This window comes from Neisseria shayeganii (assembly GCF_014054965.1).
Lineage (GTDB): Bacteria > Pseudomonadota > Gammaproteobacteria > Burkholderiales > Neisseriaceae > Eikenella > Eikenella shayeganii.
Genome location: NZ_CP059567.1, coordinates 1,962,552 through 1,988,322 on the forward strand (window position 1 = coordinate 1,962,552; position 25,771 = coordinate 1,988,322).

The 25,771-nt window shown below is 60.6% G+C and carries 25 protein-coding genes and 2 pseudogenes; 16 read left to right on the forward strand and 11 right to left on the reverse strand.

The window, feature by feature from the left end:
- Window positions 1–65: 65 nt before the first annotated feature.
- The gene (locus H3L94_RS09640; RefSeq protein ID WP_182121843.1) at window positions 66–1,574 is read right to left on the reverse strand and encodes an APC family permease; all 1,509 of its coding nucleotides are present in this window, start codon (window positions 1,572–1,574) and stop codon (window positions 66–68) included.
- 536 nt (window positions 1,575–2,110) lie between these two features.
- Between H3L94_RS09640 and asd the strand changes: the two genes are divergently transcribed.
- The 8 genes from asd (at window position 2,111) to H3L94_RS09680 (ending at window position 12,965) form a co-directional block, all read left to right on the forward strand.
- Window positions 2,111–3,229, forward strand: coding sequence for an aspartate-semialdehyde dehydrogenase (gene asd / locus H3L94_RS09645; protein WP_182121844.1), 1,119 nt, complete (start codon window positions 2,111–2,113; stop codon window positions 3,227–3,229).
- A 99-nt stretch (window positions 3,230–3,328) separates the two neighbouring features.
- On the forward strand, window positions 3,329–3,688 hold the full coding sequence (locus H3L94_RS09650; RefSeq protein WP_182121845.1) for a hypothetical protein: 360 nt from the start codon (window positions 3,329–3,331) through the stop codon (window positions 3,686–3,688).
- Window positions 3,689–3,928: 240 nt separating this feature from the next.
- Window positions 3,929–6,574 (forward strand): aminopeptidase N, encoded by a 2,646-nt coding sequence (gene pepN / locus H3L94_RS09655; protein WP_182121846.1) that lies wholly within the window; start codon window positions 3,929–3,931, stop codon window positions 6,572–6,574.
- A gap of 143 nt (window positions 6,575–6,717) precedes the next feature.
- On the forward strand, window positions 6,718–8,049 hold the full coding sequence (gene pmbA, locus H3L94_RS09660) for a metalloprotease PmbA (protein ID WP_182121847.1): 1,332 nt from the start codon (window positions 6,718–6,720) through the stop codon (window positions 8,047–8,049).
- Window positions 8,050–8,644: 595 nt separating this feature from the next.
- Window positions 8,645–10,498 carry a Fe-S protein assembly chaperone HscA gene (hscA, locus tag H3L94_RS09665; protein WP_182121848.1) on the forward strand — a complete coding sequence of 618 codons (1,854 nt, stop codon included), beginning with the start codon at window positions 8,645–8,647 and terminating at the stop codon, window positions 10,496–10,498.
- Window positions 10,499–10,559: 61 nt separating this feature from the next.
- Window positions 10,560–10,877: a cupin domain-containing protein gene (locus H3L94_RS09670; RefSeq protein WP_182121849.1), complete on the forward strand. Its 318-nt coding sequence runs from the start codon at window positions 10,560–10,562 to the stop codon at window positions 10,875–10,877.
- Window positions 10,878–11,055: 178 nt separating this feature from the next.
- Window positions 11,056–11,604 carry a ribosome biogenesis factor YjgA gene (gene yjgA, locus H3L94_RS09675; RefSeq protein WP_182121850.1) on the forward strand — a complete coding sequence of 183 codons (549 nt, stop codon included), beginning with the start codon at window positions 11,056–11,058 and terminating at the stop codon, window positions 11,602–11,604.
- Window positions 11,605–11,876: 272 nt separating this feature from the next.
- Complete coding sequence (locus H3L94_RS09680) at window positions 11,877–12,965, forward strand: FAD-dependent oxidoreductase (protein WP_182121851.1); 1,089 nt, start codon at window positions 11,877–11,879, stop codon at window positions 12,963–12,965.
- A gap of 269 nt (window positions 12,966–13,234) precedes the next feature.
- Here the strand turns inward: H3L94_RS09680 and H3L94_RS09685 are convergent, their stop codons facing one another.
- The 4 genes from H3L94_RS09685 to H3L94_RS12885 form a co-directional block, all read right to left on the reverse strand.
- Complete coding sequence (locus tag H3L94_RS09685) at window positions 13,235–14,389, reverse strand: glycerate kinase (protein WP_182121852.1); 1,155 nt, start codon at window positions 14,387–14,389, stop codon at window positions 13,235–13,237.
- A complete protein-coding gene (locus H3L94_RS12630) occupies window positions 14,386–14,586 on the reverse strand; it encodes a DUF3292 domain-containing protein (RefSeq protein WP_244958750.1) in 201 nt (66 codons plus the stop codon). The genes H3L94_RS09685 and H3L94_RS12630 overlap by 4 nt, the downstream gene beginning before the upstream one ends.
- 79 nt (window positions 14,587–14,665) lie before the next feature.
- Window positions 14,666–15,877, reverse strand: coding sequence for a short-chain fatty acid transporter (locus H3L94_RS09690; RefSeq protein ID WP_220457302.1), 1,212 nt, complete (start codon window positions 15,875–15,877; stop codon window positions 14,666–14,668).
- A 6-nt stretch (window positions 15,878–15,883) separates the two neighbouring features.
- Window positions 15,884–16,006 carry a TIGR00366 family protein gene (locus H3L94_RS12885; RefSeq protein WP_220457303.1) on the reverse strand — a complete coding sequence of 41 codons (123 nt, stop codon included), beginning with the start codon at window positions 16,004–16,006 and terminating at the stop codon, window positions 15,884–15,886.
- A 221-nt stretch (window positions 16,007–16,227) separates the two neighbouring features.
- Here H3L94_RS12885 and H3L94_RS09695 point away from each other — a divergent pair, with 221 nt between their 5' ends.
- The 6 genes from H3L94_RS09695 (at window position 16,228) to purH (ending at window position 20,995) form a co-directional block, all read left to right on the forward strand.
- Window positions 16,228–17,103, forward strand: a complete 876-nt coding sequence (locus H3L94_RS09695) for a lipid A biosynthesis lauroyl acyltransferase (protein WP_182123154.1) — start codon at window positions 16,228–16,230, stop codon at window positions 17,101–17,103.
- 209 nt (window positions 17,104–17,312) lie between these two features.
- Complete coding sequence (gene dusB, locus H3L94_RS09700; RefSeq protein ID WP_182121853.1) at window positions 17,313–18,311, forward strand: tRNA dihydrouridine synthase DusB; 999 nt, start codon at window positions 17,313–17,315, stop codon at window positions 18,309–18,311.
- 28 nt (window positions 18,312–18,339) lie between these two features.
- A complete protein-coding gene (locus H3L94_RS09705) occupies window positions 18,340–18,579 on the forward strand; it encodes a Fis family transcriptional regulator (RefSeq protein ID WP_009118865.1) in 240 nt (79 codons plus the stop codon).
- A gap of 49 nt (window positions 18,580–18,628) precedes the next feature.
- Window positions 18,629–19,054, forward strand: a complete 426-nt coding sequence (locus H3L94_RS09710) for a hypothetical protein (protein ID WP_182121854.1) — start codon at window positions 18,629–18,631, stop codon at window positions 19,052–19,054.
- A 74-nt stretch (window positions 19,055–19,128) separates the two neighbouring features.
- Window positions 19,129–19,410, forward strand: a complete 282-nt coding sequence (locus tag H3L94_RS09715; protein ID WP_182121855.1) for a hypothetical protein — start codon at window positions 19,129–19,131, stop codon at window positions 19,408–19,410.
- Between the two features lie 10 nt (window positions 19,411–19,420).
- Entirely contained in the window at window positions 19,421–20,995 is a 1,575-nt protein-coding gene (gene purH, locus H3L94_RS09720; RefSeq protein WP_182121856.1) for a bifunctional phosphoribosylaminoimidazolecarboxamide formyltransferase/IMP cyclohydrolase, read from the forward strand.
- Window positions 20,996–21,055: 60 nt separating this feature from the next.
- Here purH and H3L94_RS12635 read toward each other — a convergent pair.
- Both H3L94_RS12635 and thiS read right to left on the reverse strand, forming a co-directional pair.
- Window positions 21,056–21,242: pseudogene (locus tag H3L94_RS12635) on the reverse strand (ATP-dependent exonuclease).
- Window positions 21,243–21,336: 94 nt separating this feature from the next.
- Window positions 21,337–21,531, reverse strand: a complete 195-nt coding sequence (thiS, locus tag H3L94_RS09725) for a sulfur carrier protein ThiS (protein ID WP_009118869.1) — start codon at window positions 21,529–21,531, stop codon at window positions 21,337–21,339.
- Between the two features lie 264 nt (window positions 21,532–21,795).
- On the opposite strand from thiS, the gene H3L94_RS09730 reads away from it, so the two are divergent.
- Complete coding sequence (locus tag H3L94_RS09730; protein WP_182121857.1) at window positions 21,796–23,346, forward strand: AmpG family muropeptide MFS transporter; 1,551 nt, start codon at window positions 21,796–21,798, stop codon at window positions 23,344–23,346.
- On the opposite strand, the pseudogene H3L94_RS12640 reads toward H3L94_RS09730, so the two are convergent.
- The 4 genes and pseudogenes from H3L94_RS12640 to H3L94_RS09745 all read right to left on the reverse strand — a co-directional run bounded on the left by H3L94_RS12640 (window position 23,252) and on the right by H3L94_RS09745 (window position 25,291).
- Window positions 23,252–23,532 (reverse strand): annotated as a pseudogene (locus H3L94_RS12640) (hypothetical protein). The gene H3L94_RS09730 and the pseudogene H3L94_RS12640 sit on opposite strands and share 95 nt — an antisense overlap.
- 68 nt (window positions 23,533–23,600) lie before the next feature.
- Complete coding sequence (locus H3L94_RS09735) at window positions 23,601–24,395, reverse strand: crotonase/enoyl-CoA hydratase family protein (protein ID WP_182121858.1); 795 nt, start codon at window positions 24,393–24,395, stop codon at window positions 23,601–23,603.
- Window positions 24,396–24,454: 59 nt separating this feature from the next.
- On the reverse strand, window positions 24,455–25,099 hold the full coding sequence (locus tag H3L94_RS09740) for a SanA/YdcF family protein (protein WP_182121859.1): 645 nt from the start codon (window positions 25,097–25,099) through the stop codon (window positions 24,455–24,457).
- Between the two features lie 3 nt (window positions 25,100–25,102).
- Window positions 25,103–25,291, reverse strand: a complete 189-nt coding sequence (locus H3L94_RS09745) for a ribosome alternative rescue factor ArfA (RefSeq protein ID WP_009118874.1) — start codon at window positions 25,289–25,291, stop codon at window positions 25,103–25,105.
- Between the two features lie 188 nt (window positions 25,292–25,479).
- Between H3L94_RS09745 and H3L94_RS09750 the strand changes: the two genes are divergently transcribed.
- Entirely contained in the window at window positions 25,480–25,749 is a 270-nt protein-coding gene (locus H3L94_RS09750) for a hypothetical protein (protein WP_182121860.1), read from the forward strand.
- The last annotated feature ends 22 nt before the right edge of the window (window positions 25,750–25,771 follow it).

Below are 25,771 nucleotides of genomic sequence, written 5' to 3' on the forward strand. Positions count from 1 at the left end.
ACAGCGTTGCATAAAAACAGGCTACCTGAAACTTTCAGGTAGCCTGTTTGCTTTGTGCAGCCGGATTATTGGGCGTTTTGCTTGGCTTGTGCGGCAGCCATTTCATGTTCGTTGGCCCACTCCGCTTCCATGATGCGGTCGGATTCCTCTGTGCCGTATTTGCTGCGGGCGATGGAGTAGAGGATGAAGCCGAATACCATCCAGCCGCCGAAAATCCACCATTCTTCTTTGGTCAGCGCGGCGGGGCTGAAAGGCAGGTACATATAGCCCAAGAACAGGCTCAAGCAGCAGCCGGCCGCACCGATGAAAATGCCTTTTTTCAGACGGAAGGGACGGGGCATATTGGGGGCGCGGCGGCGCAGCACCAGCAGCGACATACACACCATGAAATAAGCGATCACAATGGAGAGGCTGCCGGCATCGACAAACCACACCAGTGCTTTGCGGCCCAAGAAGGGAGCGAACAGGGTGGCCGCGCCGATCAGCAACACCGCATTGTGCGGGGTTTTGTATTTCGGATGGGTTTTCGCCAAGAAAGCGGGCAGCATTTTGGCGTGCGCCATGGCATAGATGGCACGGCTGCCGCCGATAAAGAAGGCGTTCCAGCTGGTGATGATGCCGGCGACACCCGCCAGAATCATGATTTTGGCAGCCAGCGGGCTGTTGAACACCACTTCCATCGCGGTGGCGGTGGGCAAAGAGGCATCGTTCAACTGTTGCTCATTCAGGGCGATGCCCACGCCGAAGGTAATGGCGCAGTAGAAGATGGTGGCGGCAGCCACAGACAACAACAACATTTTGCCGATGTCTTTTTGCGGCAGATTGATTTCCGCCGCCGCCTGCGGGATCACGTCAAAACCCACAAACATAAAGGGCACAATCAGCAAGACAGCCAGCATACCGGCCATCATCGGCGAAAATACGCTGCCTTCCACCGGGGTTTCGTTAAACAGCGGCTGCAGATTGGCGGCATCTCCACTGATGGGCGCGGCGATGATGAACACCAAGCCGACCAGCAAAATCAGATAGGTCACAAAGGTTTGGAAACGGGCAGCGGTTTTGATGCCGATGTAGTTGAGCCAAGTCACCACCACGGTGCCGGCCATGCCCACCAACGCCCAAGTGAAATACACATCGCCGCCGCGGATGCCGGCCACGAGGTCTTCCGTGTTTTGCTCTTGGCCCATCAGGTTCCACAGGTAGCCCACTTGGTAACCGGGAATCAGGTTGTCGAGCACCGTAGGCAGGGCAACGGCTTCGAAGGCCACCACCGATACATAGCCCAAAATCATGGCCCAAGTGCACAGAAAAGATGCGGCATGGCCCATGGCGCGGTAGCTGAATACGTGCTCGCCGCCTTCATAGGGCATGGCGGAACAGAGTTCTGCGTAACACAGGCCGATGACCATGATGATGCCTGCGCCCAGCGCCAAGGCCAGCGGCGCACCGATGCTGCCGGCCTCCTGCACCCAGCCGCCGGACAGAACAATCCAGCCCCAGCCGATCATGGCGCCGAAGGCCAGCATGAACGCCTCTTTTTTGCCAAGAACTTTGGCTAAATGATGGTTACTCATTTTTCAATCCTCAAATTGTAAACTTGCCGGACGGTGCCACCGCTGCCCGGTGCAGCCCGCTCGATGCCCCTGCCGGCCGTTGGAGTGAGGCGGCTGGGGATAAACAGGCTTTTACCCTGCTTTCCGCGGTTTGTAAATCTTCATTAGCATATTTTTAGAAAAAATATCAATACAAGCATTTGAAAATCAGAAGGTTTATTTCGCATAGTGGAATCTTCGGTGCTGTGGGCGAAATTTTCTCACTATAAAATTATAAATATCAGTTACTTATTATTTTTAGCCACTTAGTCGGCAAATTGCGCTCCGTTTCGGCGGAGAAAATACTTTACTTTTGTGCGGCGCAGCGTTAAAACGGAACCGGTTTTTAGGGCGTCCTCTGCGGCCTGCCGGAGAGTGGCTTTTGCCCTCAAGAGACGGCAAACCGTTTATATAAGGAAAGCGGCCGCCGAGGCAGGCGCCGGAGTGCGGGCGGCAGACGGCTTTCAGGTAGCCTGAGGCCGGCAAGAAAGATGATTGATTCAGGAGCACAACACAGTATGAAAAAAGTAGGCTTTATCGGCTGGCGCGGCATGGTCGGCTCGGTTTTGATGCAGCGCATGCGCGAAGAAAACGACTTCGCCCACATTCCCGAAGCGTATTTCTTCACCACTTCCAACCCCGGCGGCGCGGCGCCCGACTTCGGTCAGGCGGCGAAAACCCTGCTGGATGCCAACAACCTTGCCCAGTTGGCCGAGATGGACATCATCGTGACCTGCCAGGGCGGCGATTACACCAAATCGGTGTTCCAGCCCCTGCGCGAGAGCGGCTGGCACGGCTATTGGATTGACGCGGCTTCCACCCTGCGCATGGATGCCGAGTCCATCATTGTGCTGGATCCGGTCAACCGCGGCGTGATCGATGCCGGCCTGCAAAACGGCGTGAAAAACTACATCGGCGGCAACTGCACCGTTTCGCTGATGCTGATGGCCTTGGGCGGCCTGTTCCAAAACGGTTTGGTGGAGTGGGCCTCCAGCATGACTTACCAGGCCGCTTCCGGCGCCGGCGCCAAAAACATGCGCGAGCTGATCAGCGGCATGGGCGCCATCCGCGACCAAGTACACAGCGAATTGGCCGATCCGGCCAGCGCGATTTTGGACATCGACCGCAAAGTGTCCGACTTTCTGCGCAGCGAAGCCTATCCGAAAGAAAACTTCGGCGTACCGCTGGCCGGCAGCCTGATTCCGTGGATCGATGCCGACTTGGGCAACGGCCAGTCGAAAGAAGAATGGAAGGGCGGCGTGGAAACCAACAAAATCCTCGGCCAGGCCGACGGCGTGGTGGTGGAAGGCCTGTGCGTGCGCATCGGCGCCATGCGCTGCCACAGCCAGGCGTTGACCCTGAAGCTGAAACAGGATTTGCCGCTGGCCGAAATCGAAAGCCTGCTCGCCGGCGCCAACGATTGGGTGAAAGTGGTGCCCAACACCAAAGAAGCCAGCATGCGCGATCTCACCCCCGCCGCGGTGACCGGCACGCTGACCACTCCGGTCGGCCGCATCCGCAAGCTGGCCATGGGCGGCGAATACATCAGCGCCTTCACCGTGGGCGACCAGCTGCTGTGGGGTGCCGCCGAGCCGCTGCGCCGCATGTTGCGCATCGTGTTGGGCAATCTGGATTGATCGGGCAAGCCCGTCGCAAAGCAGTGGCTACCTGAAAAGCTTTCAGGTAGCCACTGCTTTGCCAATGCAAGAATCAGACACATGAGATGGTGATCAATCATGGAAAACGGGAAAAATAACTCAAGAAAGCTGGGATTTGCGGGCTTGGCTTTCATTGCGGCCGCCATGCTCTTGACGCCGCTGAATGAAGGTGTTTTTCTTTTCATTAAGAAGATTCTGTTGGTCCTTGGGTATGCATTATGCATGGCATCAACGGTCTCTATTTTGATGGGCAAGAGGGTGGGATTGCGTCATTTAAGCGCATCTATATTTTCTGATGCCGGGCTTGTTGGCTTATTGGCTTTTCAGGTAATCGGGGGATTGCTTGCCTGTGTCATTCTTGATGGCTCTTATTTTGTTCTTTTCTTTGTTGGGGCGTGTTGTGGCGCATTGGCTTGGTGGCTGTTGGCGAAAAAATAGAGCAGGAAAAATCGAGGGGTGTCCGCTGTCCGCCGCCACTTCTGCGCCTGCTTACAACCCCGTTTTTGCAAAAAACGAGGACACATTGGCAGTAAAGCACGCCACCGCTGCGTTCACACTTGAGATTTCTTCTCTTCTCTGCCTGTTTCCTGCTTACTCAACCAAAACGGGCGCATGATTTCATGCCCCGCCGAAAGCCGCTAGAATGCGGCTTTTGTTTTTTGATGAAAGTAGCCCGTCGTGCCGCAAACCGTCCACTATCTGAAAGATTACCGCGCGCCCGCGCACCAAGTGCCGCAACTGGATTTGGCGTTCGATATTTTCGACAACCACACCGATGTCGCTGCCTGCTTGCACATCGAGCCGCAGCAGGGGCGGGCCGACTTGGTGCTGCAGGGGTCGGCCGAGCTGCTGTCGCTACACCTCAACGGCGAGCCGCTGGCCGAGAGCCGCTATACGCTGGACGGCGAAACGCTGACCCTGCCCGACGCGCCTGCCGAACCGTTTGTGCTGGAAGTGCGCACCCGCCTGTATCCGCAGGACAATAAAACGCTGATGGGGCTGTATGCCAGCGGCGGCAATCTCTATACCCAGTGCGAGCCGGAAGGCTTCCGCAAAATCACCTTCCACCCCGACCGCCCCGATGTGATGGGCCGCTTCACCACCACCCTGAGCGCCGACGCCGCCCGTTATCCCGTGCTGCTGTCCAACGGCAATAAGACAGACGGCGGCCTGCTCGAAAACGGCCGCCATTGGGCGAAATGGGCCGACCCCTTCGCCAAGCCCAGCTATCTGTTTGCGCTGGTGGCCGGCGATTTGCAGTGCACGCGCGACACCTTTACCACCCTGAGCGGGCGCGAAGTGGCGATTGAGTTTTACACCCGTGCCGAAGACGCCGACAAGGTGAATTTCGCCGTGCAGTCGCTCAAACACGCGATGGCGTGGGACGAAACGCGCTTCGGCCTGGAATACGACTTGGACATCTATATGGTGGTGGCCGTCGGCGACTTTAATATGGGCGCGATGGAAAACAAGGGCTTGAACATTTTCAACACCAAATATGTGCTGGCCGACAGCCGCACCGCCACCGACGCCGATTTTGCCGGCGTGGAAAGCGTGATCGCCCACGAATATTTCCACAATTGGACGGGCAACCGCGTGACCTGCCGCGATTGGTTTCAGCTCTCGCTGAAAGAAGGGCTGACCGTGTTCCGCGACCAGGAATTTTCCGCCGACCGCGCCGGCGCGCTTACCCGCATCGAAAACGTGTCGCTGCTGCGCCAGCACCAGTTTCCCGAAGACGCCGGCCCCACCGCTCATCCGGTGCGCCCCGCCAGCTATGTGGAAATGAACAATTTCTACACCATGACCGTGTATGAAAAAGGCGCCGAAGTGGTGCGCATGTACCACAGCTTTTTGGGTGAGGCAGGCTTCCAACGCGGGATGCGGCGGTATTTCGAACGCCACGACGGCCAAGCCGTGACCTGCGACGATTTCCGAGCCGCCATGGCCGATGCCAACGGCCGCGATTTCGGGCAGTTCGCCCTGTGGTACAGCCAGGCCGGCACGCCCGTGCTGCAGGCGTCAGGCTACCTGAAAGACAACGGCGACTATGTGCTGACCGTCAAACAAAGCATTCCGCCCACGCCCGACATGGCCGACAAACAGCCGATGATGATGCCGCTGAAAGTGGCCTTGTTCAGCGCGGAAACCGACACTCTGGGCGAGCAAACCGAATTCAGGCTACCTGAAAGCAGCGAAGCCTGCCGCGAGGCCGTGCTGGTGTTGCATCAAGCCGAGCAGGAATTTGTCTTGCAGGGCGTGGGCCGGGCCGTGGTACCTTCCCTGCTGCGCGGCTTTTCCGCCCCCGTGCAGCTGGACTACCCTTACAGCGATGCCGATTTGAGCCTGCTCTTGGCCTACGACAGCGATGCGTTCGCCCGCTGGGAGGCCGGCCAAACCCTGTACCGCCGTGCGGTGACCGCCAACGAAGCGGCGCTGCTTTCAGGTAGCCCGCTGCCGGCGCACGAAGTGCTGATGCAGGCCTTGGCAGAAGTGTTGGCGGCCGATTTGGCGGCCGGCTTCCGCGCCCTGCTGTTGCAGGTGCCGCCCGAAGCCGAATTGTGGGCGGAGCGCGAAAACATCGATCCATTGCTGGTACACCGCGCCCGCGAAGCGCTGTTGGACGCGCTGGCCGTGCGTTTCCTGCCGCAGCTTCACGCGCTGGAGCAAGAAGCGGCGCAGCAGGAAGCGCAGGCCGATGCAGCGGTGCGCTACGAATACACGCCCAAGCTGGCGGCTTGGCGCAACCTGCGCAACGTCTGCCGCGCCTTGATTCTGCGGGCCGAGCCGCAACACATCGACACCGTGGCCGAACGCTACGCCGAACTGGCCGGCAATATGACCCACGAATGGGGGCTGTTGAGCGCGGCCAACCACCATCCCGGCCCGCAACGCGATGCGCTGTTGAACCGCTTTGCCGAAAAATTCAGCGATCAGGCGCTGGTGATGGACAAATACTTCACCCTGATTGCCGCCAGCCGCCGCGCCGATACGCCGGCACAGGTGCGGGCCGCCCTGCAGCATCCGCAGTTCAGCCTGGAAAATCCGAACAAGGCGCGCGCCCTGCTCGGCGCATTCAGCCGCAACGTGCCGCATTTCCATGCCGCAGACGGCTCGGGCTATGCCTTTATTGCGGAACAGGTGCGCCGAATCGACGCCTTCAACCCGCAAGTGGCTGCGCGTCTGGTGCAGGCATTCAATCTGTGCCGCCGCCTCGAAGCCGGGCGCCAAAACCTGATGCGCCAAGAGTTGCAGGCGCTGGCGCAAGCGCCCGATTTGTCGAAAGACACGCGCGAAATCGTTGAGAAAATTCTGGCCGCATGAGCCGCAAGTGCGAAACAGGCTACCTGAAAACAAGCAAAGCAGGTTTCTGCGCCGCGCGAGCTCTTTCAGGTAGCCTGTTCGATACCGGCCATGGCCGCTCTCGGGTACAATGCGGCTTTTCTTTTTGGCAGGCACAACACAGCATGTTCAACCACTCTAAATCAGAATTATCGGCCCTGTGCGAGCAGGTGCTTTCCCTGGCCCGCGCCGGCGGCGCCACTGCGGCCGAGGCCGACATCAGTGAATCGGTGGGGCAGTCGGTGCAGGTGCGCCTGCAGGAAATCGAGCAGATCGAATACCAGCAGGACAAATCGCTGGACATTACCGTGTATGTGGGGCAGCGCAAAGGCCGGGCCAGCACCGGCGATTTTTCACCCGCCGCGCTGGCCGACACCGTGCGCGCGGCCATCGACATCGCCCGCTACACCGCCGAAGACGACTGCGCCGGCTTGGCCGATGCCGAGCTGATGGCCACCGAAACAGGCGATTTGGCCAGCTATTTCGAATGGCCGTTGGAAACCGACGAAGCGATAGAATTGGCCCGCCGTTGCGAAGCGGCGGCCCAAAGCGCCGATGCCCGCATTTCCAACTCCGAAGGCGCCGGCGTGCAAACCGGCCATTATCAATTTGTTTACAGCAACAGCCACGGCTTTCTGCAACACCGCCAGGGTTCGCGCCACAGCCTGTCTTGCAGCATGGTGGCCGCCGGCAGCGACGGGCGGATGCAGCGCGATTATTGGTTCGACCTCGCCCGTGACCCGGCCGATTTGGACAGCCCGGAAGCCGTCGGCCGCCTGGCCGCCGAACGTACCGTGCGCCGTCTGAATGCCCGCAGTCTGCCCACCGGCAGCTATCCGGTGTTGTTCGACACCACCGTGGCCGGCAGCCTAATCGGCCATTTGGTCGGCGCCCTCAGCGGCGGCGCCCTCTACCGCCAAACCAGCTTTCTGCCCGACAGCATCGGCCGCGCCATCCTGCCGCCTACGCTCAGCCTGCGCGAAGAACCGCATCTGCCCAAAGCCTTGGGCAGCACTTATTTCGATGCCGAAGGCGTCGGTACCCGTCCGCGTTTTGTGATTGAAAACGGCGTGATTCAGGGCTATTTCCTCAGCAGTTACAGCGCCCGCAAACTCGGCATGACCACCACCGCCAACGCAGGCGGCGCCCACAACTTGATGCTCAACCACACCCACGCCGACCAAGCCGCCCTACTGCGCGAAATGGGCAGCGGTCTGTTGGTGACCGAGTTGATGGGGCAGGGGGTGAATCCGATTACCGGCGACTATTCGCGCGGCGCCGCCGGTTTCTGGGTAGAAAACGGCGTGATTGCCTATCCGGTGGAGGAAATTACCATTGCTTCGCGCCTGCAAGATATGTTGCCGAGCATTGCGGGTGTGGCCGATGACGCCTTGCGCCGTTCGGCGAATAAAGTGGGTTCCATCCTGATTGCGGAAATGACTGTGGCGGGGTGTTGAGGCGAATCTTCCAACAGGCCATCGGCCTCGTATAATTGATGGAAAGGCCTGTCCGAGAGTATTGCGGGCAGGCCTTAACTTTAAACGAATAGGTAACAGCAGATAATTAACAAAAATTAAAAATTTAGACTAAGGTGTCAAAAACCATAATTTCTTGAATTTCACACATTTCCCGGCATTTTTTTCCATTTCATTGGCTAATTTCAACTCTTTACCTTCGAGTTTTACCACATTAAATTGTGGGAGCACGATAATCCACAGCATTGCCTCACCTCTTAATAGACAGTTTTTCTTAATTAAACTTAACAAATTGAAGCGATGTTATCATGTTGCAATTCCATGAGAAAGCATTTTTATTTATTTAAAATTAAATTGTTATGGAAAATGTAACCAGTATGATGGTTATGTTTGATTGGAGCATATATTCCTCCCAATTATGCAAGCATAAGCTGGCGTGGAGATTGGCCAAGTGTTTCTGACGCCTGTGTCAGTCCTAAGAGCAAGATGAACTGGCTAAATTCCGACCGAAACACTCGGATATGTGTGCTAGAATGCGTCCGTTTTTTGACCACGGTTTTCCACACCCTAAAGATCTATGGCATTGCTTCAAATCGCCGAGCCGGGCCTGTCTGCCGCTCCGCACCAACACCGCCTCGCCGCAGGCATCGATTTAGGCACCACCAACAGCTTGGTGGCCACCGTGAAAAGCGGCAGCGCCGTTTGTTTGGCCGATGCCGAGGGGCGGGCCTCGCTGCCTTCGGTGGTGCGTTATCTGCCCGACGGGGCGGTGGCGGCCGGTTACGAAGCGTTGACCGCCCAAAAAAGCGACCCCGCACACACCGTGAGCTCGGCCAAGCGCCTGATCGGGCGCAAGTTGGAGGACATCGATACAAGCCATCTGCCCTACCGTTTCGGCCCGTCTGAGCGCCTGATCGAAATCCATACCCGCCAAGGCTTGAAGACCCCGATTGATGTTTCCGCCGACATTCTGCGCGTGTTGAAACAGCGCGCAGAAGAGAGTTTGGGCGGCGATTTGGTGGGCGCCGTCATCACCGTGCCCGCCTATTTCGACGAGGCCCAGCGCCAGGCCACCAAAGACGCGGCGCGGCTGGCCGGCATCAATGTGCTGCGCCTGCTCAACGAGCCCACCGCCGCCGCCATCGCCTACGGCCTCGACAACCGTTCCGAAGGCACGTTTGTGGTGTACGATTTGGGCGGCGGCACGTTTGACGTATCCGTGCTCCAGCTGTCCAAAGGGCTGTTTGAAGTGAAGGCCACCGGCGGCAACAGCGCCTTGGGCGGCAACGATTTCGACCACCGCCTGTTTTGCCATCTGATTGAAGCCAACGGCTTGTCGATTACCGACGATCACGATGCCCAACTGCTGCTGTCTTTGGCCCGCGAAGCCAAAGAAACCCTGAGCAGGCTACCTGAAACCCGCATTCAGGCGGTTCTCAGCAGCGGCAAAACCATTGACACCGTGATCACCCGCACCGAATTTCACGCGCTTACCCAGCATCTGGTGGCCAAAACCTTGGAGCCGGTGAAGCAGGCGATGAAAGACGCCGGCGTCGGCAAGGCCGACATCAAAGGCGTGATCATGGTGGGCGGCGCCACCCGCATGCCGCATGTGCAGCAGGCGGTGGCCGCCTTCTTCGGCCAAACCCCGCTCAACAACCTCAATCCCGACCAAGTGGTGGCTTTGGGCGCGGCCATGCAGGCCAATGTGCTGGCCGGCAACAAAAACGAAGAAGAATGGCTGCTGCTGGACGTGACCCCCTTGTCGCTCGGCCTCGAAACCTACGGCGGCCTGGCCGAAAAAATCATTCCGCGCAACAGCACGCTGCCCACCGCCCGCGCCCAGGAATTCACCACTTTCAAAGACGGTCAAACCGCCATGACCATTCACGTGGTGCAAGGCGAGCGCGAGCTGGTGGCCGACTGCCGCAGCCTGGCCAAATTCACCCTGCGCGGCATCCCGCCGATGGTGGCCGGCGCCGCCCGCATCCGCGTCACTTTCCAAGTAGATGCCGACGGCCTGCTGTCGGTTTCCGCCCGCGAAGAAAGCACCGGCGTGCAGGCACAAATCGAAGTGAAACCGTCCTACGGCTTGGACGACGAAACCATCACCCGCATGCTGAAAGACAGCCTCTCGCACGCCCGCGACGATGCCGCCGTGCGCGCCCGAGCCGAAGCCCAAGTGGAAGCCGAAGGCCTGATTGCCGCGGTGTCGGCTGCTTTGGCCTTAGATAGCGATTTGCTGCAGGTCGACGAGTTGGCTGCGGTGGAGCAGGCGGTTACCGCGCTGCGAAACCGTTTTGAAGACAGCGCCGAAGCCATCCGCCACGCCACGCAAATGCTGGCGCAGGCCACCGACGAATTCGCCGCCCGCCGTATGGATCGCAATATCCAGCGCGCCCTTACCGGCCAGCGGGTAGAAGACATCTAAATTTGCGCTGCTGTTAATTGATTGGCGGTCAGCAGAGCCACATTTTTAGGAGCGTTTCCTTATGCATGCCCCGCTTTCTTTATACGCCGAGCTGGAAAAACTCCGGGATTATTGGCAGCCTGCCCTATTCGAACAAGGCGACTTCGGTTTTCGGCTGGTTAAGTTTGCTGGCGATTTCGAATGGCACAGCCATGCCGGCAGCGATAAAGTGATTTTGGTGCTGTCCGGCGAAATGGGCGTGCGCTTTGCCGATGGGCGTGACGATGTGCGCATCCGTGCCGGTGAATTGTTTGTGCTGAGCAAAGGGGTGCGTCATCAGCCTTATGCGGAAAACGAATGTGCCATTGTTTTGATTGAACAGGCCGGTAAGGGCGGTTAAACCTCCGCGCCATACGTGTCCGGCGGCATCGGCCATACAGACTGCGGCTGTGGCGCAAAGGTTTCGGGCTACCTGAAGCGTGTTCAGGTAGCCCGAGATGCATCAATGAAATGCGCGCAGTCCGGCGGCATTCTTTGTTAAAATGCCGTCGTTTGCAGATTGATTTTCCGAGCCACAGATGAGCACACCCGAACACGATCAGGAATGGGTCAGCAAAACCCGCCGCAAAAAAGAGATGAATGAATTACAGGATTTGGGCGTGGCGCTGACGCGGCTGTCGAACGACACTCTGAAAAAAATGGCACTGCCCGAGGAGTTGTACGAAGCGGTGCAGGCGCATAAAAAAATCACCGCCAACGGCGCGCTCAAGCGGCAAACCCAATACATCGGCCGCCTGATGCGCGATGTCGATCCCGAGCCGATCCGCCTGTTTTTGGCTCAATTGCGCGGTGAAAACGCCGCCCACAACGCCTTTTTGCAAAGGGTGGAGCAGGCACGCGAAAAGCTGTTGGCCGACGATGCCGCGCTCACCGATTTTATGCGCGATTACCCGGCGGCCGATGCCGGCGAACTGCGCACCCTGATCCGCAACACGCGCAAAGAGCGCGAGCTGAACAAGCCGCCGAAAAACTTCCGCGCGCTCTATCAGGCCCTGAAAGCGGTGATGGGCGGCGGGGCCGATACGGTGGCGGCTGCGACGGATGCCGAAGATGAAGAAACGGCTTGAGGCACCAGCGTCTGCGGCAAGCAGCCGTTCAGGCTACCTGAAAAAGGTTTCAGGTAGCCTGAACGTTTTTTGAAGCGGGTGTTTTGTGCCTTGACGTCTTGGCAAAACCCTCAGATGTGGATGCCTGGCAAGGCATAGCGGCTGCGGGTGAGAGCGCCCGGGCCTGTTGAGCCGCCGTTGCGGTTTGTGGTTTGCTGTCCTCAGTCGGAGGTGTGTTGACGCAGACTGTGCAAATCCACTGTTTTCATGATTTTTGTTGGATGGAATCTTTTATGAATAGCATTGCCGTGGTCGGCGGCGGTTTGGCCGGCCGACTGATTGCGCTGCAGTTGGCCCGCAGCGGTTGCCGCGTTTCACTGTATGAACAAGGCCCGCGCTCGGGTGCCGGGGCGGCGGCTTATGTGGCGGCGGCCATGTTAGCGCCTTTGGCCGAAGCGGCGGAAGCCACGCCCGAAGTGGTGGCCTTGGGTTATCAGAGTCTGCCGCTGTGGCGCGCGCTGCTGCCGACGCTGCCGGAGCCGGTGTTTATGCAGGAAAACGGCAGCCTGATTGTGTGGCACGCGCAAGACAAAGCCTTGGCCGACCGTTTTGTGCGCCATCTGCACAGGGCGCATGCCGGCGAGGCGCCCTTAGCGCAATGGCGCGGCGCGGAAATGGCGGCACAGGAGCCGCAACTGGCGGGGCGTTTTGCCGAAGGGCTGTTTCTGCCCGGGGAAGGGCAGTTGGACAACCGCCAATTGTTGAGCGCATTGGCCGCCGCTTTGGAAGCCGAAGGCGTGGCTTGCCATTGGCAGACGGCGACCGAGCCGGCGCAATTGAAAGATGCCGATTGGTGTGTGGACTGCCGAGGCATCGGCGCCAAAAGCGTATGGGGGTCTGCGGGCGGCAGCCGTCTGCGCGGCGTGCGCGGCGAAGTGGCGCGCGTGTATGCGCCGGAAGTGTCGCTGCGGCGGCCGGTGCGCCTGCTGCATCCGCGTTATCCGTTGTATATCGCGCCCAAGGAAAACCATCTGTTTGTGATCGGGGCGACGCAACTGGAAAGCGAAAGCACGGCGCCGGTGAGTGTGCGCTCCAGTTTGGAATTGATGTCGGCGCTGTATGCCGTCAGCCCGGCTTTCGGCGAAGCCCAAATTGTGGAGTTGGCGGCCAATCTGCGCCCGACGCTCAACCACCACAATCCCGAAATCCGTTATCGGCCGGCCGCACGGCTGGTGGAGGTAAACGGCCTGTTCCGCCACGGCTTTATGATTGCGCCGGCGGTAAGCGCGGCAGCGGTGCGTTTGGTGTTGGCCTTGACCGGCGGCGGCACGGTGCCGGCGGGCGACGCAGAGAGCGGTTTGCCTTATTTGGTGCAGACGTAAACCGCCGAACAGGGCGCACAGGCTACCTGAAATCTTAGATGTAGAAATTAACTTTAGAAATTAAAAGGGTTACTTACACCGCAGCTTGAGAAAAATAAGCCTGAGACCTTGGCAAAACCGTCAGATGTGGATGCCGTTCAAGACGTAGCAGCGCAGTGAGCGTGAACGCCAAGAATCCCTGTGGGACAAACATATCACACGATAGGCAAGCGAGCAGCGCACACCGCAGAAATACGCCTCAGATGGGTTTTGCCAAGGCCTCAGCCTGATCAAACCGCCGCTTTCCGCCCCTGCTCCCGTCCCAAACGCCACACCGCCGCCACCTCCCTGGCCGTCCGTTCCAACTGCGCCTCCGCCTCCGCCAACACCTCGGCCAAATCCGCCGCCCGCGCCACCGAAGGGAAAACCGCGCAAAACCCGTGCGCCGCCAGCTCCCCCACATCCGGGCCTACGCTGCCGGCTAAGGCAATCACCGGCACACCTTGCGCCTGCGCAGCAGCCAATACGCCCAGCGGCACCTTGCCGAAGGCGGTCTGACCGTCCATCCGCCCTTCGCCGGTAATCACCAAATCCGCGCCCGCCAACTGCTCGGCCAAGCCGGTGGCCGCCACCATCCAATCGACACCGCGCCGCAATTCGGCAGCCAACACCGTCCGCAAACCGAAACCCAAACCGCCGGCCGCTCCGCTGCCTGCCTCCTCGCGGCAATCCGGCAGGCCGCTGGCCGCCAGCACATCAGCATAATGCGCCAACGCCGCATCCAAGCGCCGCACTTGCGCCGCATCCGCCCCTTTCTGCGGGCCGAACACCGCGCTGGCGCCCAAATCGCCGCACAAAGGATTGTCCACATCACAGGCCGCCACAATTCGGCAGTCCGCCAACTCAGGCAACGCCGCCGAACAGTCGATGGCGGCCAAACCGGCCAAAGCCGCCCCGCCGCGCGGCAGTTCCGCCCCGCTTTGGTCCAACAAACGGAACCCCAAGGCCTGCAACATACCCACCCCGCCGTCGTTAGTGGCCGAGCCGCCGATGCCGAGCATGATGCGGCGTACCCCGCGCCGTAAAGCATCGGCCATCATCTGGCCGGTGCCGTAGGTGGAAGTGAGCAGCGGATTGCGTTCGGCAGGCGGCACCAAATGCAGGCCCGAAGCCTCCGCCATCTCCATCACCGCGGTGCCGTCCGGTAACAGGCCGTAGCGCGCGGTAACCGCTGCGCCGAGCGGGCCGTCCACCGCCACCGACACCCATTCGCCACCGGCCGACGCCACCACTGCCGCCGCCGTACCCTCTCCCCCGTCCGCCATCGGCACACACACATACGCCGCTTGGGGGAAAACCGCGGCAAACCCGCGCCGGATCGCTTCGGCCGCCTGTTTGGCGCTCAGGCTTTCTTTAAATGAGTCGGGCGCAATCACAATCTTCATCTTCCACTCCTTTGTCTTAAAGCCTGAGACCTTTGCAAAACCCTCAGATGTGGATGCAGTTCAAGGCGTAGCAGCGCAGCGAACGTGAACGCTAGGAATCCCAGTGGGACAGACATATCATACAGATAGGCAAGTGAGCGAGCAGCGCACAACGCAGAAATGCGCCGCAGATGGGAGTTTTGCAAAGGTCTCAGCATCTGAAAGGGGGCAGCGTCCCGTCGGCACTGCCGAAAAACAAAAACGGCTGCCGTTTGTCTGTCACGGCAGCCGTTGTTATCAGGCAAAAATCAAAAATGCCGCGGCGATAACCGCACCCGAATACAACAAGGCCATCAGGCAGTAGCCCATCACCGCGCGTGCATCCAAGCCGACAATGCCCAACAGCGACAAGGCCCAAAACGGCTGGATCATATTGGTCCACGCATCGCCCCACGCCACCGCCATGGCCGACACTTCCGGCGCCACGCCCAAAGCCGCACCCGCAGGCAGCATAATCGGGCCCTGCACCGCCCATTGGCCGCCGCCGGAAGGCACAAACACATTCACCAAACCTGCGCTCAGAAAAGCCAGCAGCGGGAAGGTACGCTCGGTTGAAGCCGCCACAAAAGATTGGCTGATCATGGCCGCCAACGAGGCACCGCCTTCAGGCGCGCTGGTCATCAAGCCCATGATGCCGCCGTAAAACGGAAACAGCAGCACAATGCCGGCAATGCCTTTGGCACTGTCTTCCACCGCCCGGCTGTAGCGCTCAGGGGTGCCGTGTGCCAGCAAGCCGACAAACAGGAACAGGCCGATGACCACGTTCAGCGCCAAATTGAAACCGGCCTGACTGAAATGCCCGTATAGATACACCGCACCCATCGCCACCAACAGCCAAGCCATCAGGCGGCTGTCGTCCCATTTTTGGGCGGGCGTGTCCAAAGGCGGCAGCGGCGGCTCCGGCTCGGCCAATTTGGCCGGATCGGCCACCACCGGCTTGGCCGGCATCATCAGCATATTGAGCAACGGCAAGCCGACGAACAGCGCCAGCACGATAAACAGATTCAGGGGCGAAAACAGGGTTTGCGCCACCGGAATCGCCGCTTCCACCGTGCCGCCACTGATTTTGGCCAGATCAGGGCCGTCGGTGGCCAGCGCCAGCGGAATCGAGCCGGATAAGCCGCCGTGCCACACCAAAAAGCCCGAATAGGCAGCCGCCACCAACAGCGGATAATCCACCCCTTTCACTTGGCGGGCCAAAGCTTTGGCAAACACCGCGCCCACAATCAGGCCGAAGCCCCAGTTTAACCAGCAGCCGGCCAAGGCCACCAACGTCACGGCAAACACCGCTGCCTTCGGGCTTTGGATTCTACCGGCCAGCCGGTCCAGCTGGCGGCCGACAAACGGCGCCTTGGCCAGCACATGGCCGGTCACCAAAATCAGCGCCATCTGCATGGAAAAGCCCAACAAAGACCACAGGCCTTTGCCCCAAGAGCCGGCCGCCGCCAACAGGTCTTAGCCGGTCAGCGCCACCGCCGCGGCATACACCACCAGCGTCAGCAGAATACAAAAAACAAACGGCGAGGGCAGCCATTGCTGCACCAAGCGCACGCTCAATAAAGTCAGTTGGCGGAACATATTTTCTTTTCTCCTTTGCTTCCTGCCCGTTCAAAACAGCCGCCCCGGTCGGGAACGGCGCAAACCGTTCAGCTAGCCTGCCGCATGGCAAGAGCTACCTGAAAACCGTGCCAAGTTCTGCAAAAATATGCAAAGCGCGGATTATGCCGAAAACCACAAATCCTGGCAAAGCACTTATAATCAGCCGCTTCCCTTCCTTCTCCTCTTCGCGCCAACCGCCCATGAAAGCCGCCGTTTTCCTGCTTTACCTCCTGCAACTGCTGCCCTTTACCGTGCTGCAGAAACTGGCCGACGCCGTGGGCACACTGGCCTATTACGCCGTGCGGCCGCGCCGCCGGGTGGGCGAAATCAATCTGCGCCTGTGTTTTCCCGAATGGCGCGAAGCCGAACGCCGCCGCCTGCTCAAACGCCACTTCCGCCACATGGCCAAGCTGGTGCTGGAATACGGCCTGTATTGGTACGCTCCCGCCGCCAGGCTCAAATCGCTGGTGCGCTATCAAGACAAACACCATCTCGACCAAGCCCTGGCCGCCGGCGAAAAAGTGATTCTGCTCTACCCCCACTTCACCGCCTTCGAGCTGGCCGTTTACGCCCTCAACCAAGACGTGCCGCTGATCAGCATGTATTCACACCAGAAAAACAAAACCTTGGACGAACAAATCCTCCAAGGCCGCCACCGCTACAACAATGTCTTCCTCATCGGCCGCACCGAAGGGCTGCGCGCCATCATCAAGCAGATCAAAGCCTCGCCCGCCCCCTTTCTCTACCTGCCCGATCAGGATTTCGGCCGCAAAGATTCCGTATTTGTTGGCTTTTTCGGCATCCCCACCGCCACCATCGCCGGCCTCAGCCGCATCGCCGCGCTCACCCGCGCCAAAGTCATCCCCGCCATCCCCACCCGCGAAACCGACGGCACGGTCACCCTGCGCTTCTACCCCGCGTGGGCACACTTCCCCTCCGACTCAGCAGAAGCCGACGCCCAGCGCATGAACGACTTTATCGAAGCGCGCGTGCGCGAACAGCCGGCTCAGTATTTCTGGCTGCACAAACGCTTCAAAACCCGCCCGGAAGGCGAAGCCGATCCGTATGCCAAATAAACGGCCGCCGGCCCGCCGCCGTCGTTTTGCAGCCGCAACAAAACTTTACAGATTCCACCGCCTGGCACCAAACCGCCCGCAATTCAGCCCACCGTTCCTGTTTTCAAAAACAAATCATAAGGCTACCTGAAAGCCAAACTTGTCAATACTTGGCGGCAGCTGCCTAAAAACCGTACAATCTGCTCTTCGTCTTTACCTTATCCCACACCATGCAAATCGGCCCCTACACCGCCGCCCCCGCCGTGGCGCTGGCGCCGATGGCCGGCATCACCGACAAACCCTTCCGCATTCTCGCCCGCCGTTTCGGCGCCGGCTGGGCGGTGGGCGAAATGATGACCAGCGACCCCGGCCTCCAGCACACCCGCAAAACCCTGAGCCGGGCCGACCACAGCGGCGAGCCGGGCACCATTGCGGTGCAGATTGCCGGCAGCGACCCCGCCCAACTGGCCGAAGCCGCCCGCCTCAACGTGGCGCGCGGAGCGCAGGTGATCGACATCAATATGGGCTGCCCGGCCAAAAAAGTGTGCAATGTGGCCGCCGGCAGCGCCCTGCTGCAAAACGAAGCGCTGGTGGCCGACATCCTGCACGCCGTGGTGGAAGCGGTGGACGTGCCGGTTACCCTGAAAACCCGTTTGGGCTGGAACGATGACAACCGCAACATCCGCACCGTCGCCCGCCTGGCCGAAGACGCCGGCATCGCCGCCCTGGCCGTGCACGGCCGCACGCGCACGCAGATGTATAAAGGCCAAGCCGAATACGGGCTGATTGCCGAAGTCAAGCGCGACATCGGCATTCCGCTGTGGGTTAACGGCGACATCGACAGCCCGCAGAAAGCCGCCCGCGTGCTGGCCGAAACCGGCGCCGACGGCGTGATGATCGGCCGCGCCGCCCAAGGCCAGCCCTGGCTGTTTGCCGATGTGGCGCATTATCTGGCCCACGGCAGCCTGCCGCCGCCGCTGCCCTTTCAGGTAGCCTGCGACACCCTGCTCGGCCACCTGCAGGCCATGTATGCCTTTTACGGCAACACCGCCGGCCTGCGCATCGCCCGCAAACACATCGGCTGGTATCTGGCCGCCCTGCCGCAAGGAGAAACCGCCCGCCGCCACATCAACACGCTGGACAGCGAGGCGGCACAATACCGGGCCGTGGCCGACTTCCTCGGCCGTACCGCCCTCGAATACTGGCCCTGCGCCTGGCGCACGGCCTAAAACCGTCTACAAAAAAGAACCGGACACCATGAGCCAGAATCACGACATCGCCCACTGCATCGAACACAATCTCAAGCGCTACTTCGCCCACCTAGACGGCGAACCGGCCCACGATGTGTACCGGCTCGTTTTGAACCAAGTCGAACCGCCGCTGCTGCGCTGCGTGATGGCGCAATGCGGCGGCAACCAAAGCAAGGCGGCCGCCATGTTGGGCCTGAACCGCAACACCCTGCGCAAAAAACTGCTGGAGCACGGCCTGCTGGATTAAAACCCGACCGAGCTTCTACGCCGACACCCCTCCCCTACGCCGCCGAAAAATGAAAAAAACCGTATTCTGCCTGCTGCTGGCCGCCGCCGGTGCCGCCCACGCCGAGATTTCATTCGTCAAACCGATGACGGAAAACGAATGCCGCCAAGTGCTGCGCGATGCGGCCGACATGTATTACGACAGCCGCTACTGCGAAACCGAATCCAACGAGCAAACGCGGCAGCACGCCATCATTGCCTGGTATGCCCTCGGCGAACTCAACAGCCGCATCAGCAATGAAGCATTCAACCGCTGCCCCGATCTGCGTTTGCGGGGCGCGGAAAAAGAGGCCTTTCTCGCGCCCTACCCCAAATCGCACGACGCGGCCGAAACCGCCCGTTTCTGCACGCCCGACAACCGTGCCCGCATCGCCCCGCTTTACCCACGCTACCTCCCGCTGCTCAAAGAGCTGGAGCGGGTGCGCCGGCAACGCTGAGCGGCCAAGCGAATACCGCATGGCTTTCATTTCGGTTACGCCCATTCCCGCTTTCAGGTAGCCTGCCGCCGCTTATGCAAGACTTTTGGCTGATTCCCACATCGGCGCCGCATTTCAGCGCCGACCAACGCCGGCAGCTGCATCGCGCCCTACTGCAGGCCGGATTCGCCTTAGTGCCGGCCGGCGAAGCAGAAATCGGCTGGTACCAACACCCCGAACACATGGAAGCCATGCTGCACCACAACGCCCTGCACCTGATCGGCCACCGGCCGAAACCGCACGGCCCGACGGCCGCCCTTGCCGATGGCTGGCTGGCCGAATACCCTTTCCTGATGTCAGACCCTTACTTTCAATAAAGGAACCCCCATGTCCACTCTCCAACGCGCCCTGATCAGCCTGTCCGACAAAACCGGCGCCGTCGAATTCGCCCAAGCCCTGCACGCGCTGGGCGTGGAAATCCTCTCCACCGGCGGCACCGCCAAACTCCTGGCCGATGCCGGCGTGCCCGTGATCGAAGTGGCCGACTACACTGGCTTTCCCGAAATGCTCGACGGTCGCGTGAAAACCCTGCACCCCAAAATCCACGGCGGCATCCTCGGCCGCCGCGACCTGAGCGAGCACGTGGCCAAAATGGAAGAGCACGGCATCGGCAACATCGACCTGGTGTGCGTAAACCTCTACCCCTTCGCCGCCACCATCGCCAAACCCGGCTGCACCCTGGAAGACGCGATTGAAAACATCGACATCGGCGGCCCCACCATGGTGCGCTCCGCCGCCAAAAACTGGCGCCACGTCGCCATTGTTACCGACAATGCCGATTTCGGCGCCGTGGTTGCAGAACTACAGGCTTCAGGTAGCCTCTCCGAGCAAACCCGCTTCCGCCTCTCCTGCAAAGCCTTCAGCCACACCGCCCAATACGACGGCATGATTTCCAACTACCTCACCAGCGTGGCCGACAGCAAACTTTCCGGCGAGCCCAATGTGGGCGAATTCCCGGCCCAGTTCAACCAAAGCTGGGTGAAAGTGCAGGAAATGCGCTACGGCGAAAACCCGCACCAACACGCCGCCTTCTACCGCGACCTCTACCCCGCCGCCGGCAGCCTGGCCGCCTACCAACAACTGCAAGGCAAAGAGCTGTCTTACAACAACATCGCCGATGCCGACGCGGCTTGGGAAGCGGTCAAAGCCTTCGACGCGCCCGCCTGCGTGATCGTGAAACACGCCAACCCCTGCGGCGTGGCCGTGGCCGACACCCCGCTCAACGCCTACAAACTGGCCTTCGCCACCGACACCACCAGCGCCTTCGGCGGCATCATCGCCTTCAACCGCGAAGTGGACGCCGACACCGTGGAAGCCGTTACCGGCCAGTTCCTCGAAGTGCTGATGGCGCCCAAATTCACCGACAAAGCCAAAGAAATCATCGCCGCCAAGAAAAACGTGCGCGTGCTGGAAGTGCCGCTTTTGGCCGGCGCCAACCGCTTCGAACTCAAACGCGTCGGCGGCGGCCTGCTGGTGCAAACCCCCGACCTGCACCGCATCCGCCGCGAAGATTTGCGCGTGGTGTCCCAACGCCAGCCTACCGAGCAGGAATGGCATGATTTGCTGTTTGTGTGGAACGTGGCCAAATTCGTCAAATCCAACGCCATCGTATTCGGTAAAGGCGGCCAAACCTACGGCATCGGCGCCGGCCAGATGAGCCGCGTCGATTCCACCCGCATCGCCGCGCGCAAAGCCCAAGACGGCGGCTTCGACCTCAACGGCGCCTGCGCCGCTTCCGACGCCTTCTTCCCCTTCCGCGACGGTGTGGACGTGATTGCCGAACAAGGCATCAAAGCCATCATCCACCCCGGCGGCTCGGTGCGCGACGAAGAAGTGTTTGCCGCTGCAGACGAACACGGCATCGCCATGGTGCTCACCGGCGTGCGCCATTTCCGCCACTAAGCCGCGGCCGAACAAAAAGCAGACCCCGAAAAGGGTCTGCTTTTTTCATGCGCACGGCTTTCAGGTAGCCTGAGACCTTTGCAAAACCCCCAGATGTGGATGCAGTTCAAGGCGTAGCAGCACAGCGAGCGTGAGCGCCAGGAATCCCCGTGGGACAGACCTATCATCTACAAGGCTAAGCGAGCGAGCAGTCCCATAGGGCATAAACGCACAACGCAGAAATGCGCCGCAGATGGGGGTTTTGCAAAGGTCCAGCCTGAATCTGAAACAGCATTCCGTGCCTATCTATCAAAAAGAATGCCGGCCGGCAGGCTACCTGAAAGCACCGCCGGCATGACTTGTTACCCTCCCACCACCGGCCGCACAATGTCCACCCGGTCGCCGTCTTTCAACACAGTGTGCGCATAGGCGCTTCTGGGCACGAATTCGGTATTCAACGCCACCGCAAACGGGCTGGCGGGCCGGTGCAGTTCAATCAGTTCGGCCAAGGTGCGGCCGGGGAAATCGCCGGTTTGGCCGTTGATACAGATATTCATGGCTTTGCCTCCTCAAATGCAGTCGTCACGCGCCGGCTGTTCGGGCGTGTCCGGATAAAACGGATGGATGTGGTTCGCCGGCCGCTTTGCATATGCCTGGGCAGCAACCGGCAAGAAGCCCGATTCCCGCCCGGCCCGCTGCTGCGGCCGCTGCGGCGAAAACACTGCCGCCATGCTAACCGAGGGCCCGCCCGAATACAAGCCGGCTATCCCCTGTGCGGTCATCTGTTTATAATGCCCGCTTTGTTTGCCACGAGGCCCGCCATGAGCCCAACCGTTTCCCGCCCCACCGAGCGCCGGCAGGCTTGGCGCAATTATGCCGACCGCCGCGCCTGGATCATGCTGGCGCTCGGCTTTTCCGCCGGCGTACCGATTCTGCTGATTTTCTCCAGCCTGTCTCTGTGGCTGGGTGAAGCGGGGGTGGAGCGCAAAACGGTGACCATGTTCAGCTGGGCCGCCTTGGGCTATTCCTTCAAATTCGTGTGGGCGCCGCTGATCGACGCCCTGCCCCTGCCCATTTTGTCGCGCCGCTTGGGCAAACGCCGCGGCTGGCTGTTGTTGGCCCAGCTGCTCATCATCACCGCCATTCTCTGCATGGCGGCGGTGGACCCCGCTCAGGGCAATGCCTTGGCGTTTATGGCCGCCGGCGCCGTGCTGCTGGGTTTTTCCTCCGCCACCCAAGACGTGCTGATCGACGCCTACCGCATCGAAGCCGCCCCCAACGACAACGCCCTGCAATCCGTGATGTCCGCCACCTACAACGCCGGCTACCGCATCGGCATGATTGTGGCCGGCGCCGGCTCGCTGTATCTGGCCACCTGGTTCGGCTCGGCCAAAGAGCACTACCTATACGAAGCCTGGCGCGACACCTATTGGATCATGGCCGCCGTGATGGGGCTGGGCGTGCTCACCACCCTCGTGATCCGCGAGCCCGCCGGCAATGCCGCGCCCAAACACCGCTTCGGTGCGGCCGACAATCTGCGCCTGCTGTTGATGTTTGTGCTGGCCGTGAGCGTGTTTGTGTTCGCCTTCCGCACCGTCGGCGCCTGGCTACCTGAAAGCAGCACGCCGCTGAATGCCCTGCTGCTGGAAACCCTGCGCCTGGGTTCGGCCGCCGCCGCCGCCATCGGTACCGGCTGGCTGGCCACCGCCGCCAACATCGTGCCCGCGCACGTGGTGCGACAAACCTGGATCGAGCCACTGGCCGACTTTTTCCGCCGCTACGGCAAACGCGCGGTGCTGCTGCTCGCCCTCATCGGCCTCTACCGCATTTCCGACATCGTGGCCGGCGTGATTTCCAATGTGTTTTATGCCGATTTGGGCTTCAGTAAAGACGAAATCGCCGATGCGGTGAAAACCTTCGGCGTGCTGATGTCGATTGTGGGCGGCTTTGCCGGCGGCCTGTTGGCGCAGCGTTTCCCCATCATGAAAATGATGATGCTGGGCGCCGTATTGGCGGCGGCCACCAATCTGCTGTTTGTGCTGCTGGCCTGGGCGGGGCACAACAACGCCGTCATGTATCTGGCGGTCGGCTTCGACAACTTCGCCGCCGGCCTGGCCGGCACTGTGTTCGTGGCCTTCCTCTCCGCGCTGACCAACATCCGCTTCACCGCCGTGCAATACGCGCTGTTCAGCTCCATCATGACCCTGCTGCCTAAAACCCTGGGCGGCTATTCGGGCGCCATCGTCGACAACATCGGCTACGACGGCTTCTTCACCTTTACCGCCGCCCTCGGCGTGCCGATTCTGTTTTTGGTGTGGCTGGCCGACAAACAGCTCGACATCCGCCAGCCGCCGCAGGAGCCGCAGGAATAAATCCCCAATGAGACCTTTGCAAAACCCCCAGATGTGAATGCAGTTCAAGGCGTAGCAGCGCAGCGAGCGTGAACGTCAGGAATCCCTGTGGGACAGACATATCACATGGATAGGCAAGCGAGCGAGCAGTACCCATAGGGCATAAACGCACAACGCAGAAATGCGCCGCAGATGGGGGTTTTGCAAAAGTCTCCAATATGTTTTCAGGTAGCCTGCACCGCTGCACAGGCTACCTGAAAAACAGGATGCTTGGTTCAATCAAACTGGCGCGGCAGAAACTCGGTGTGCGGATCGCGGTCTTTTTTCACCGCCCGCCGCTGGTTTTTGCCCAACAGCAGCTTGAGCTGCCAAATCTTTTCCATGCGCAGGGTTTTCAGTGGCTTGTGCTGCATGGTCTGCACAATGCGCTTGGCGCCCACATGGGCATCGGGCGAACGCTGCGCCAATTCCGCCGCCAAATCATAAGCCGCTGCCAAAGGCTGCTCGCTCAAATGCGTCACCAAGCCGTAGGCCGCCGCCTGCTCGCCGCTGAACACACGGCCGCTGTAAGTCAGCTCGCGCAGAATATCCTGGCGCACCACGCCTTGCGCCGTGCGGCTGATGCCCATATCCGGCACAATTCCCCACCGCGCTTCCAACACCGCCCACTGGCTCTGCGGCGTGGCGAAGCGGATGTCCGCCCCCAGCGCCAACTGCACGCCCGCGCCCAGGCAATGCCCTTCCACCGCGCACAAGACCGGCACCGGCAAATCCTGCCACACCAAAGCTGCCGCCTGAAACAGGCTGCGCCCCGGTTTGATCAACTCCCACACCGCCGTTTTGCGGTTGGCCGGATTGTTCAAATCGGCCAAATCAATGCCCGCGCAAAACGTGCCGCCGCGGCCGGCCAACACCACCGCGCGCACGCTGCGGTCGGCGCGCAGCTTGCCGGCGGCGGCCACCAAAGCGCGCATCGCATCAAAGCCGACGGCGTTTTTCTTGTCCGGCCGGTTCAGCCACACCGTGGCCACGCCGCTTTCTCGCCGGTATTCGATTTCAATCGGATTCATACTTTTCTTTCTCTATGCAGGCTACCTGAAAGCCCCATCCAGGTTTCAGGTAGCCCGTTTTACTCATCGCCGCCCGGATACTGCCGTATCGGCACCGCAGCCAGGCTGTGCCGCGGCGGGGTGCGGGCGAGCACATCGTACCACAAACGCAGGCGGGCAAAGCGTTCGCGCAACTGCACGCGCCAACCGCCCCGAATGCCCACCGCGCGGGCCTGATAAGCCACCGCCGCCGCCCCGCAGGCGCGCGCCAACACCAAGGCGCGGCGGTTATGAAACGGCTGCGACACCACGCACACCGTTGCCCCGCCGAAAGCGGCGCGGTAGCGCAACACGCTGTCTAGCGTGCGCAGACCGGCCGGATCCTGCCAAATCGCCGCCACCGGCACGCCCAAGGCCACCAAATCGGCCTGCATACACACGGTTTCGCTCAGCGTTTCGGCCAAACCGCTGCCGCTCACCACCACCGCGCCCACTTTGCCCGCCTGCCACAAAGCCGCCGCCGCCTCGATGCGGTGGCGGTAATAGCGGTTGAGACCGCCGCCGGCCACATATTTGGCCGTGCCCAACACCAACGCATAATCACAAGGCGGCACCGCCGCCAAATCGTCAAAACAGCGCGCCCGCGTGTAGTAGGCCATGCCCGCCTCGGCCGCCGCCGGCAGCAACAGCAGCGCCGCCACCGCCACCCAAAGCACCCATTCCATGGCTCAGCCCCATAAAAAAATCAGGTTTTTTGAGGGTATCAAAAAACCTGACGGTTGGCGGCCTTTGCGGCTGTATGCGCCTTTGCCTTTTTTCGGCTTCTGGATTTTGGGCCGGAACAGATTGGATTTCACCAGCGCCTTTAAGGCATTGTCCCGAATCGGGCCTTTATTGATTTGGGTGCGTTTGGACATAAACTTTCCTTCATTCAGTCAATCAAACCCGCGGGCAAGGCTTTCAGGTAGCCTGCCTTTCGCGGATGCGCAGCCTAACACACGGCCGCCCCCGCTGGCAAACACTAAGCCGCCCTAAGCTATTGCCGCCGCTGCACAGTTTCGGTATAAGCTATCCACCTTCGCCACACTTCAACAAGGAACACACCATGCCCCTGCGCCCCCTACTCTGCCTGATGGGCCTCTGCACCGTCCTTTCCGCCTGCGGCTGGATGGGCGGGCATGAGCGCGAAGACCGCGACGAACCGCGCTACGAACGGGAATACGATGAAGACCGCCGTGATGACGAATGGCGCGAACGCGATGACGACCGGGAACGGGATCGCGATGACCGTTACGACCGCCGCGACCGCGACGATGACGATGATGACGACGACAGGCGCCGCAGACGAGGCCGCGACGATCGCGACGACGATTAAGCCAACCCCAATGCCCAGCCCA

What these genes read in the sequence shown, in the direction of transcription:
- H3L94_RS09640 (WP_182121843.1), bottom strand. Translation starts at nt 1,574, where the DNA reads ATGAGTAACCATCATTTAGCCAAAGTTCTTGGCAAAAAAGAGGCGTTC.
- asd (WP_182121844.1), top strand. Translation starts at nt 2,111, where the DNA reads ATGAAAAAAGTAGGCTTTATCGGCTGGCGCGGCATGGTCGGCTCGGTT.
- H3L94_RS09650 (WP_182121845.1), top strand. Translation starts at nt 3,329, where the DNA reads ATGGAAAACGGGAAAAATAACTCAAGAAAGCTGGGATTTGCGGGCTTG.
- pmbA (WP_182121847.1), top strand. Translation starts at nt 6,718, where the DNA reads ATGTTCAACCACTCTAAATCAGAATTATCGGCCCTGTGCGAGCAGGTG.
- hscA (WP_182121848.1), top strand. Translation starts at nt 8,645, where the DNA reads ATGGCATTGCTTCAAATCGCCGAGCCGGGCCTGTCTGCCGCTCCGCAC.
- H3L94_RS09670 (WP_182121849.1), top strand. Translation starts at nt 10,560, where the DNA reads ATGCATGCCCCGCTTTCTTTATACGCCGAGCTGGAAAAACTCCGGGAT.
- yjgA (WP_182121850.1), top strand. Translation starts at nt 11,056, where the DNA reads ATGAGCACACCCGAACACGATCAGGAATGGGTCAGCAAAACCCGCCGC.
- H3L94_RS09680 (WP_182121851.1), top strand. Translation starts at nt 11,877, where the DNA reads ATGAATAGCATTGCCGTGGTCGGCGGCGGTTTGGCCGGCCGACTGATT.
- H3L94_RS09685 (WP_182121852.1), bottom strand. Translation starts at nt 14,389, where the DNA reads ATGAAGATTGTGATTGCGCCCGACTCATTTAAAGAAAGCCTGAGCGCC.
- H3L94_RS12630 (WP_244958750.1), bottom strand. Translation starts at nt 14,586, where the DNA reads ATGCTGAGACCTTTGCAAAACTCCCATCTGCGGCGCATTTCTGCGTTG.
- H3L94_RS12885 (WP_220457303.1), bottom strand. Translation starts at nt 16,006, where the DNA reads ATGTTCCGCCAACTGACTTTATTGAGCGTGCGCTTGGTGCAGCAATGG.
- H3L94_RS09695 (WP_182123154.1), top strand. Translation starts at nt 16,228, where the DNA reads ATGAAAGCCGCCGTTTTCCTGCTTTACCTCCTGCAACTGCTGCCCTTT.
- dusB (WP_182121853.1), top strand. Translation starts at nt 17,313, where the DNA reads ATGCAAATCGGCCCCTACACCGCCGCCCCCGCCGTGGCGCTGGCGCCG.
- H3L94_RS09705 (WP_009118865.1), top strand. Translation starts at nt 18,340, where the DNA reads ATGAGCCAGAATCACGACATCGCCCACTGCATCGAACACAATCTCAAG.
- H3L94_RS09710 (WP_182121854.1), top strand. Translation starts at nt 18,629, where the DNA reads ATGAAAAAAACCGTATTCTGCCTGCTGCTGGCCGCCGCCGGTGCCGCC.
- H3L94_RS09715 (WP_182121855.1), top strand. Translation starts at nt 19,129, where the DNA reads ATGCAAGACTTTTGGCTGATTCCCACATCGGCGCCGCATTTCAGCGCC.
- purH (WP_182121856.1), top strand. Translation starts at nt 19,421, where the DNA reads ATGTCCACTCTCCAACGCGCCCTGATCAGCCTGTCCGACAAAACCGGC.
- thiS (WP_009118869.1), bottom strand. Translation starts at nt 21,531, where the DNA reads ATGAATATCTGTATCAACGGCCAAACCGGCGATTTCCCCGGCCGCACC.
- H3L94_RS09730 (WP_182121857.1), top strand. Translation starts at nt 21,796, where the DNA reads ATGAGCCCAACCGTTTCCCGCCCCACCGAGCGCCGGCAGGCTTGGCGC.
- H3L94_RS09735 (WP_182121858.1), bottom strand. Translation starts at nt 24,395, where the DNA reads ATGAATCCGATTGAAATCGAATACCGGCGAGAAAGCGGCGTGGCCACG.
- H3L94_RS09740 (WP_182121859.1), bottom strand. Translation starts at nt 25,099, where the DNA reads ATGGAATGGGTGCTTTGGGTGGCGGTGGCGGCGCTGCTGTTGCTGCCG.
- H3L94_RS09745 (WP_009118874.1), bottom strand. Translation starts at nt 25,291, where the DNA reads ATGTCCAAACGCACCCAAATCAATAAAGGCCCGATTCGGGACAATGCC.
- H3L94_RS09750 (WP_182121860.1), top strand. Translation starts at nt 25,480, where the DNA reads ATGCCCCTGCGCCCCCTACTCTGCCTGATGGGCCTCTGCACCGTCCTT.